The following is a 255-nucleotide window of genomic DNA, read 5'->3' on the forward strand; positions in this document are numbered from 1 at the left end:
TAAGTTCCACCAGCACATCGCCGATGCGCTGGATGATGACGGGCGCAAGCCCTTCGGTCGGCTCATCAAGCAGCATCACCTTCACGCCGGTACGCAGGATGCGGGCAATCGCCAGCATCTGCTGTTCGCCACCCGAAAGCTTGGTGCCGGGGCTGTTGCGGCGCTCATAGAGATTGGGGAAGAGCTCGTAAATCTCGTCGAGTGACATGGCTCCGCTGCCCTTGCCGACTACGGGCGGCAGCAGCAGATTTTCAT

The 255-nt window shown here is 60.4% G+C and carries 1 protein-coding gene; it reads right to left on the minus strand.

Annotated elements, in window-relative coordinates:
- The coding region (locus tag QSJ70_RS27585) for an ATP-binding cassette domain-containing protein (protein ID WP_285541399.1) at positions 1-255 on the minus strand (255 nt) is incomplete at both ends.

The sequence above is a fragment of the Brucella sp. NBRC 12950 genome (assembly GCF_030268145.1).
GTDB lineage: Bacteria > Pseudomonadota > Alphaproteobacteria > Rhizobiales > Rhizobiaceae > Brucella.